We start from the raw sequence: 8,788 nt of genomic DNA on the forward strand, positions 1-8,788 counted from the left end.
GGACGAAGGCTTGCGTTTCGCAATCCGTGAAGGTGGTCGTACTGTAGGTGCAGGCGTTGTATCTAAGATCATCGACTAATTAAACGTTTAGACGTTTAGTAAAAACCCGGCTTCGGCCGGGTTTTTTTATGGCGCCGTAGATTGACATGGACTGTGGTTAACAAAGCTTGCCATTTGCTGTCAATTATTGACATTTATCAGCTTTAACCCCACTATATCCATCCAGTTTCAACGTAAATAAGTGCAGTGCGAAGAAGTCTCCTTTGGTTGATAACATGCCTTGTGATAAGCGTTTCATTCATAAAGAATGCAAGCGCCCAGACACCTGTGTATGTGGCAGCATACGATTACCCGCCTTATTTCTCGATGGGTCTTGAAACGGATGTGACCCGCGAACTCATCCAGATACTTAACGATTATCAAGACACCTACGATTTCCAATTACAGGTGATCCCGCCTAACGGTCGATATCAAGCACTATCCGAAACGGGCTGCTGCGATGTGATCTTCTTTGAGTCAGAAGAATGGGGCTGGGAAGGACGAGCTGTCGAGTCGACTATTCCGCTTATCCGTGGTCGGGAACGCTTTGTCGCGAAACGCATCCCTGGGCGTACACAAGCGTTTTTTGAAACCCTAGAGAATAAGACTGTTGGCGCGGTGAAAGGCTATCACTATAACTTTAATGGCACTGAACAAACCGCAGACCAGCTCAATCAATCGTACCGTGCGTACCTTTCACATTCGGCATTAACGAACTTACGTATGCTGATGGGCGGGCGGATAGATATTATGCCGATTAATGACGAGCTTTTATCTGCATTACAGAATGCGGGTGAGCAGTATCAAAAGGACTTACTCGTCTCAGATAAGGTGTTCGATGATTACATGTTGAGTATGATCGTTGGACATAATAAACGGCTGACTCAAGAAACGATGCAGCAGTTAGTACGTGAACTCGCGCGACAAGGACATATCGATCAACTGTTACAGCGTTTTAATCTGTCTCGTTTTCAAGTCTACCGGATTGGCCTAAGGCGTTAGTAGACGCTTAAGCCAAGTCGGTTAGCCAGCTCGCGCACCATAAACATACCACGGGCACTGTTACCAAATTCATTGAGCTTAGGGCTCCACGCAGAAATCACGCCAAAATCGGGAACGATCGCGACAATACCGCCGCCCACGCCACTTTTAGCGGGAACGCCAACGGTGAAGGCGAATTCGCCACTTTGATCATACATGCCACTGGTTGAGAGCAGGGCATTAATTCGCTGGGCATCGCGTTTGCTGATGATTTCACGTTGTGAGAACGGACATACGCCGGCATTAGCAAGAAACGTAAAAGAGCGCGCCAGGTTTTCACAGGTCATGCTGATAGCGCATTGCCAAAAGTAATGGTCGAGCACCTCATCCACATCCGCTTCGATATTATTAAAGCTTTTCATTAAATGAGCGGATGCCGCATTGCGATGGCCATGCTCTTTCTCAGAAGCATGCACATCTTCGTCCGCATAGATGCGGTCATTGCCACACAGATTACGTACAAGGCTCATGACAGCGTTTTTACTTGTCGAGTAGTGGCTGACTAGCACATCGCTAATTAAAATCGCTCCAGCGTTTATCATGGGGTTACGCGGAATGCCTTTTTCCCACTCCAACTGCACAATCGAGTTAAACGCTTGCCCTGAAGGCTCCATTTTAACGCGTTGCCATAAATCATCGCCGAGACGGTCCATCGCCATCATCAAACCAAAAATTTTTGAAATCGACTGAATAGAGAACAACGTATCCGTGTTGCCGACATTGAAGACTTCGCCATCTAGCGTCGTTAATGTCAGCGCACACTGTTCAGGTTCTACGGCGGCGAGCGCGGGGATGTAATCAGCAACCTTACCCGAATGTATCTGCATCGCTTGCTGATGAATTTCCTTCAGCAAGCGATTAAGGTCATCGGGGGCATGGATCTTTTGTCCGCCACTTACCAGATCACGCGTCAATGGGATGCTCCGGATGTTGCAGTTCGTTCAAACGTTGGCGAAGCTCATCACTCAAGGTCACCGATCCTTGTTGCTCAAAATCAAAGTAAACAAGGACCGTTTTGCCTTTGGCGCAGAGTTCACCTTTTTGCCAAATTTCGGTACCAATGTCGAACGAGCTGCCACCGAGGCGCTGCACAAACGTTTTAACCGTGACATTCGAACCAAAGTAAATGGGGCGCGCGAAATCAACTTCCAAGCGGGCCACGATCAAGCTTTTTGTTTTGGGTGACATCTCACCGAAAAACTCAAAAATAGGTAATCGGCCTGTCTCGATCCACATGGGTACCACTGTGTTATTCACGTGCCCCAAAGCATCGGTCTCGTAAAAGCGAACTTTAAACTGTTCTTCTAACATCCTGTCTTCCTATGACGATTTAAGCATGGGTTTAAGAAAACGCGCAGTGTGTGACCGCGGCTCATTAACGATTTTTTCGGGCGCGCCCTCAGTCAGGATTTCGCCACCGCCCGATCCGCCCTCCGGACCGAGATCGACAATCCAATCAGCGGTCTTAATTACATCTAAATTATGCTCGATGACAACCACGGTATTGCCATGATCACGCAGACGATGAATCACCGCGAGTAACTGTTTGATATCGTGGAAATGCAGACCTGTCGTCGGCTCGTCGAGAATATACAGCGTGCGTCCGGTATCCCGCTTCGACAACTCGCGTGACAACTTCACACGTTGTGCTTCACCGCCCGATAGCGTCGTTGCCGACTGACCTAAACGCACGTAAGACAGCCCAACATCCATCAGTGTTTGCAGTTTGCGTGCGATCGCAGGGATGGGATCAAAGAATTCGCGCGCTTCTTCAATGGTCATATCCAACACTTCGTGAATATTTTTACCTTTATATTGGATATCCAAGGTTTCTCGATTGTATCGTTTACCCTTACAAATATCGCACGGCACATAAACATCCGGCAAGAAGTGCATTTCTACTTTGATAACACCGTCACCCTGGCAGGCTTCACAGCGTCCGCCTTTCACGTTAAAGCTAAAGCGTCCCGGTTTATAACCGCGCGCACGGGCTTCTGGAACACCGGCAAACAACTCACGAATCGGCGTGAAAATACCTGTGTAGGTTGCCGGGTTAGAACGTGGGGTACGACCAATCGGGCTCTGGTCGATATCCACCACCTTATCTAACAGCTCCATGCCTTCTATGCGTTCATGCGGGGCAGGTTCACCGGTTGTCGCACCATTGAGTTCGCGATGTGCGACTTTAAACAAGGTATCATTCACCAAGGTCGATTTACCGGAACCAGAGACCCCGGTGACACAAGTCATTAAACCCAGCGGGATGTTTAAGTCGACATTTTTTAGGTTATTGCCCGTCGCACCAATAATTTTAAGCCAACGCTCATCAGGGTCGTTACGTTTCGCTGGGACTTCAATGACCTTACGACCCGACAAGTAATCGCCGGTCAGTGAACGCTCGGTACCAACGATATCGTCAACCGAACCTTGTGCCACGATCTCGCCGCCATGCACACCGGCGCCGGGACCAATATCAATCACATGATCGGCCTGCCGAATCGCATCTTCATCATGCTCTACCACTAATACGGTGTTACCCAAATCGCGTAAATGAATCAGCGTGTTTAATAAGCGTTCGTTGTCGCGTTGATGCAAACCAATACTTGGCTCATCCAAAACATACATAACGCCGACGAGACCTGCACCAATTTGACTCGCTAGGCGAATACGTTGCGCCTCACCGCCCGAGAGTGTCTCTGCACTGCGCGAAAGGCTCAGATAGTTCAGACCCACGTTGACCAAAAAGCCGAGGCGGTCGTTGATTTCTTTTAAAATTTTCTCGGCAATTTTGCCACGTTGGCCATCAAGGTCTAAGTTTTGGAAAAAGTCTAACGCATCGCCAATCGAGCGCTCTGACACTTGTGGCAAATTGGTATTCTCGATAAAGACGTGACGAGCCTCGGTACGCAGGCGACTGCCATGGCAACTTTTACAGGGCTGCACAGCAATATATTTGGCTAACTCATCGCGCACCGCTTGTGATTCTGTCTCACGATAGCGACGCTGCATGTTAGGAATAATCCCTTCGAACGGATGCGCTCGAACCACTCTGTCACCACGGTCGTTCATGTAGGTAAATTTAACTTCTTCTTTACCGCTGCCATAAAGTAAAACCGCACGCGTATCTTCGGAGAGCTCATTAAAGGGCACAGACAACTTAAAGTCATAGTGCTTAGCGAGCGACTGCAACATTTGATAATAGTAAAAGTTACGCTTATCCCAGCCACGGATGGCACCCCCTGTCAGGGATAAATCGCCATTCACAATCACTTTACTCGGATCGAAAAACTGCTCAACACCCAAGCCATCGCAGGTTTGGCAGGCGCCCGCTGGGTTGTTAAATGAGAACAAGCGCGGCTCGAGCTCTTGCATGCTATAGCCACAATGCGGACACGCAAAGTTGGCTGAAAAGATCAGCGTTTCGCCTTCTTCCCCGGGCATCGGTGCCACAAAGGCGGTACCACCGGTCATATCAATGGCGGTCTCAAACGACTCGGCTAAGCGTTGCTCAATACCTTCTCGTACCTTAAATCGGTCAACCACCACTTCAATGGTATGTTTTTTCTGCAATTCCAATGTAGGTGGATCGCTCAGGTCGCATATCTCGCCATCAATGCGAGCGCGGATAAAGCCCTGTAGCGCCAAATTCTCCAACACCTTAACGTGCTCACCTTTGCGGTTCTGTACTATGGGAGCGAGCAGCATGCGTTTTGATTCTTCAGGCTCAGTGAGCACTTGATCAACCATCTGTGAGATGGTTTGTGCTGCCAACGGGACATCATGGGTTGGGCAACGTGGTTCACCTACACGGGCAAACAATAGACGTAAATAATCGTATATCTCGGTAATCGTTCCCACGGTTGAACGCGGGTTATGAGAGGTGGACTTCTGCTCAATGGAGATCGCAGGTGATAAACCCTCGATGCCGTCTACATCGGGTTTTTCCATCAAAGACAAAAACTGACGGGCGTAGGCGGAGAGAGATTCAACGTAACGTCGTTGACCTTCCGCGTATAACGTATCAAACGCCAGCGACGATTTGCCTGAACCGGATAAGCCTGTAATGACCACCAGCTTATCGCGCGGGATGGTCAGGTTAAAATTCTTTAGGTTGTGTGTTCGCGCACCACGTACTTCGATTTTGTCCATAGTAAACTTTTTTCTCCGCGCATAGGCGTCAATGATTCAACCGAGTGAGCCGAGTATTATCGCACAGACTTGGGTATCTGGTACAATGCCCGCTCAGTCGTTCATAATAGCGAGCATTATGAGTCAGCAACAGTTAAATAGAACAGAAAAGCGCGCAGCATTTGCGCTGGCTTCCGTCTTTGGCATACGCATGTTAGGCCTGTTTTTGATCATGCCGGTCATGGCGATCTATGCTCATCAGTACCCAGATTACACGCCCGCATTGATGGGTGTGGCTCTAGGGGCTTATGGTTTAACTCAAGCTTTATTCCAAATTCCACTGGGCATGTTGTCCGACCGAATTGGGCGCCGCCCGATTATTGTGGGTGGGTTATTGGTTTTTGCTCTCGGTAGTGTAATTGCTGCGCAAGCTGACAGCTTGATGGGTGTCGTGATTGGTCGTGCTGTGCAAGGTATTGGCGCTATCGCTGCGGCGATCTTGGCGATGGCCGCTGACGTTTCGCGCGATAACCAACGCTCGAAAGTGATGGCAATTATCGGCATGTGTATCGGCTTGGCATTTGCGCTGGCGTTGATCGTTGGCCCACTGTTAGGTGACAGAATTGGCTTACAAGGCCTGTTCTGGTTTACTGCAGCGAGTGCACTGGTGGGGATTGGTGTGCTGCTGGTTGCAGTGCCTAGAACGCTGACTAAGTCGGCGCGCCGCGAGGCTTTGCCTGTTGCGACGGAACTAAAACACTTGCTAGGGCACCGCCAGCTTTGGTTACTCAATGGGGGTGTATTTGTATTACACGCCGTGCTGACCTCATGGTTTATTAGCCTGCCCACCTTATTGGCATCCCACGATGTGCGCACCGAGTACCATGCGTTGTTTTATTTACCCACGCTTGTACTATCGATTGCGCTGATGGTGCCGATGATCATTCATGGCGCGAAAACCAACCAGCATGTCATCTGGTTTAGGTTATCGATATTACTGTTGATGGTCGGTGCAACCCTGATCACGTGGTGGGGGGCGTCACTGACCATTATTGCTATCGCGCTGGTGGTGTTTTTTACCGGCTTTAATTTTTTAGAAGCCACATTACCATCCATGTTAACGCGCATCGCTCCGGCGGGCAGTAAAGGTAGTGCAAGCGGAATTTATTCTACCTGTCAGTTCAGTGGTGCTTTTGTGGGCGGCGCGCTTGGCGGCTGGCTCTTACAGAGTTATCAGCTACAGGGTATTGGTATCGCGAGTTTAGTTATACTAGCGTTATGGTTTGTCTTAAGTCGGTTAATGCAAAACCCGAAGGCGGTGACAAACGTGGTGATTAGTTTGAAAGGGCTTGAGCAACAAACCCTTGACCAGTTTAACGATGCGCTACTTGGTATTTCAGGTGTTGAAGAGGTTCGCTTCGCATCGGACGACCAAGTCACCTATTTAAAAGTTGATAAAAAGCAGTATGATGAACACGCAGTCGAAGCATTGATCGAACGTCACAAATCGGCCCAATAGCGTGTTAAACTATCAGATAGAAAAATCTTAGAACAGGAGAGAAATATGGCCAGTCGCGGTGTGAATAAGGTAATTTTGGTCGGTAACTTGGGCGCCGATCCTGAAGTTCGGTATACCCAGAACAGTACCGCTATTGCTAATCTCTCAATCGCTACCAGCGAAACGTGGAAAGACAAGCAAACAGGTGAGCCGCGCGAACAAACTGAGTGGCACCGTTGTGTTGCTTATCGCCGTTTGGCTGAGATTGCTGGTGAGTACCTTAAAAAAGGTTCAAAGGTATACGTTGAAGGGCGCTTGCAGACGCGTAAGTGGCAGGGCCAAGACGGTCAAGATCGCTACACAACAGAGATCGTCATCAACGAGATGCAAATGCTGGATTCACGAGGTGGACCAGGTATGGGCCAAGGCCAAGGTATGAACCAAGGCATGAATCAAGGTATGAATCAGGGCATGAACCAAAATCAAGGCGGTAATCAACCAGCGCCTAATCAGCAGGGCAATCCGAACCAAGGTTTTGGGCAGCAGCAAGGCTTCCAAGGTGGCCAAGGCGGCCAGTCGAATCAAGGCAATGCGATGCGTTCTAATCAAAATCAGCAGCCTTCACAACCAGAACCGTTCTCGCCAGACAACGATTTCGACGACGATATTCCGTTTTAGACAAAAACAAAATCTAAAATGTAGATAAAAGTGTTTAGAAGCCGCAATTTATGCGGCTTTTTTGTGTTTATAGGTGAAATTTTGTTGATTTTCATTCCAATGATGAACGGATTACTGTTCAACAAATAGTTATGTAGATTTATGCAGCATCGAAATCTGCAATTTCGTTGCCGAAATCCCCCCAAATCTTGACAGGGACGCAGTTCCCGAATTCAGATAATAAGTGCACCGCTCATGGTTAAACGGTGAGGAGAGATCAACTGCCTGTTGGTGGTACTCTGTAATCGCCAAAAAACAAGAGTATTACCATGAGTTACAAGCAGTTGATCGAAGGCCAACGACACCAGATTGAAGCCTACCTACGCGAGGGTTTCAGTTATCGAAAAATTGGGAAGCGGCTTAAAGTCAGTCACAGTATGATTAGTCGTGAAGTACGTCGCAACAGGATTCGGGACAATCATTACGTGCCTGAAGTTGCCCATGCTAGGACAATTAAGCGACGAGGTGAGGCTGTTAAGCACAACATCCCCGCGCTCACAATAACGTTTATTGAGTTCTGGTTAGATCAGAAATGGAGTCCTGAGCATATCGCAGGTGTAGGCAAGGTCATTGGGCACCCGGTGAGTCATGAGTGGATTTACGGCTACGTACAGCGAGACAAACTGCGAGGCGGTAAGTTGTATAAGCAATTGCGACATGGTCGCCGGAAATACCGTAAAGGTAGCAGAGCGAAGCGCATTATTATTCCGAATCTGATTGGTATTGAGCTCCGTCCTGCCATTGTTGATAAAAAGCAACGATTTGGTGATTGGGAAGCCAATACCGTATTAGGGAAGCAAGGAACAGGGGCAATAGTCAGCCTGGTTGAGCGCAAAAGTAAGCTATACCTGATACGCAAAGTACCAGCGAGAAGCGCAGCAGACGTGAGCAAAGCGATGATTGGCATATTGTGGGGTTACCGCCGTCACGTTCGTATTATTACGGCGGACAACGGCAGTGAATTCTGCGATCATGAACTGATTGCATAGAAGTTGAAAACGGATATTTATTTCGCTAATCCATATTCGTCATGGGAGCGGGGGTTGAACGAAAACTTTAATGGGCTACTACGGCAATACATCCGTAAAGGCACAGACTTGCTGACGGTGACAGCCAGGCAAATTACAGACGTTGAGCGTGCCCTGAATGCGAGACCAAGAAAGTGTCTTGGATTCAAACAGCCAGCCGTCGTGTTCGACGAATTAATAAAAGCAGCTTAATTTAGAGAGTGGTGTACTTCGGAGTTGAATTCGCGTCTAGCAAAGTCTCGGGTAGTGTTCATAATTCTGTGTCATTTCGTTAAACTAAGCAAAAAAAGAGATGACATATGACCAAAACCAATTTCGACATGGATGCCGCTTTAAA

Annotated in this window: 7 protein-coding genes and 1 pseudogene; 5 read left to right on the forward strand and 3 right to left on the reverse strand. The window is 48.4% G+C overall.

Annotated features, from left to right (window positions below; translation table 11 throughout):
• Nucleotides 1–79, forward strand: a 79-nt coding sequence (locus tag DFP83_RS13810) for an EF-Tu C-terminal domain-related protein (protein WP_220025582.1), incomplete at its 5' end; no start/stop codon positions are given.
• A 254-nt stretch (nucleotides 80–333) separates the two neighbouring features.
• Entirely contained in the window at nucleotides 334–1,041 is a 708-nt protein-coding gene (locus tag DFP83_RS10205) for a substrate-binding periplasmic protein (RefSeq protein WP_241971624.1), read from the forward strand.
• Here DFP83_RS10205 and DFP83_RS10210 read toward each other — a convergent pair.
• From DFP83_RS10210 to uvrA, 3 genes are read right to left on the reverse strand one after another with little or no spacing between them, the layout of a single operon-like run.
• Entirely contained in the window at nucleotides 1,038–1,994 is a 957-nt protein-coding gene (locus tag DFP83_RS10210; protein WP_110575372.1) for a glutaminase, read from the reverse strand. The genes DFP83_RS10205 and DFP83_RS10210 overlap by 4 nt on opposite strands.
• Entirely contained in the window at nucleotides 1,984–2,391 is a 408-nt protein-coding gene (locus DFP83_RS10215) for an acyl-CoA thioesterase (protein ID WP_110575374.1), read from the reverse strand. Before DFP83_RS10215 ends, DFP83_RS10210 begins: the two co-directional genes overlap by 11 nt.
• A gap of 9 nt (nucleotides 2,392–2,400) precedes the next feature.
• On the reverse strand, nucleotides 2,401–5,229 hold the full coding sequence (gene uvrA, locus DFP83_RS10220; RefSeq protein WP_110575376.1) for an excinuclease ABC subunit UvrA: 2,829 nt from the start codon (nucleotides 5,227–5,229) through the stop codon (nucleotides 2,401–2,403).
• Between the two features lie 31 nt (nucleotides 5,230–5,260).
• Between uvrA and DFP83_RS10225 the strand changes: the two genes are divergently transcribed.
• The 3 genes and pseudogenes from DFP83_RS10225 (at nucleotide 5,261) to DFP83_RS10235 (ending at nucleotide 8,643) form a co-directional block, all read left to right on the forward strand.
• Nucleotides 5,261–6,727, forward strand: a complete 1,467-nt coding sequence (locus DFP83_RS10225) for an MFS transporter (RefSeq protein ID WP_110575378.1) — start codon at nucleotides 5,261–5,263, stop codon at nucleotides 6,725–6,727.
• Between the two features lie 45 nt (nucleotides 6,728–6,772).
• Complete coding sequence (gene ssb / locus DFP83_RS10230) at nucleotides 6,773–7,384, forward strand: single-stranded DNA-binding protein (protein WP_110575380.1); 612 nt, start codon at nucleotides 6,773–6,775, stop codon at nucleotides 7,382–7,384.
• Between the two features lie 308 nt (nucleotides 7,385–7,692).
• Nucleotides 7,693–8,643: pseudogene (locus DFP83_RS10235) on the forward strand (IS30 family transposase).
• The last annotated feature ends 145 nt before the right edge of the window (nucleotides 8,644–8,788 follow it).

The sequence above is a fragment of the Idiomarina fontislapidosi genome, assembly GCF_003226255.1.
In the GTDB taxonomy this organism is placed as follows: domain Bacteria; phylum Pseudomonadota; class Gammaproteobacteria; order Enterobacterales; family Alteromonadaceae; genus Idiomarina; species Idiomarina fontislapidosi.

Excerpts from the sequence above, each read along its gene's own strand:
- DFP83_RS10215 (WP_110575374.1), bottom strand. The coding sequence starts at position 2,391 with ATGTTAGAAGAACAGTTTAAAGTTCGCTTTTACGAGACCGATGCTTTG.
- uvrA (WP_110575376.1), bottom strand. The coding sequence starts at position 5,229 with ATGGACAAAATCGAAGTACGTGGTGCGCGAACACACAACCTAAAGAAT.
- DFP83_RS10225 (WP_110575378.1), top strand. The coding sequence starts at position 5,261 with ATGATTCAACCGAGTGAGCCGAGTATTATCGCACAGACTTGGGTATCT.
- ssb (WP_110575380.1), top strand. The coding sequence starts at position 6,773 with ATGGCCAGTCGCGGTGTGAATAAGGTAATTTTGGTCGGTAACTTGGGC.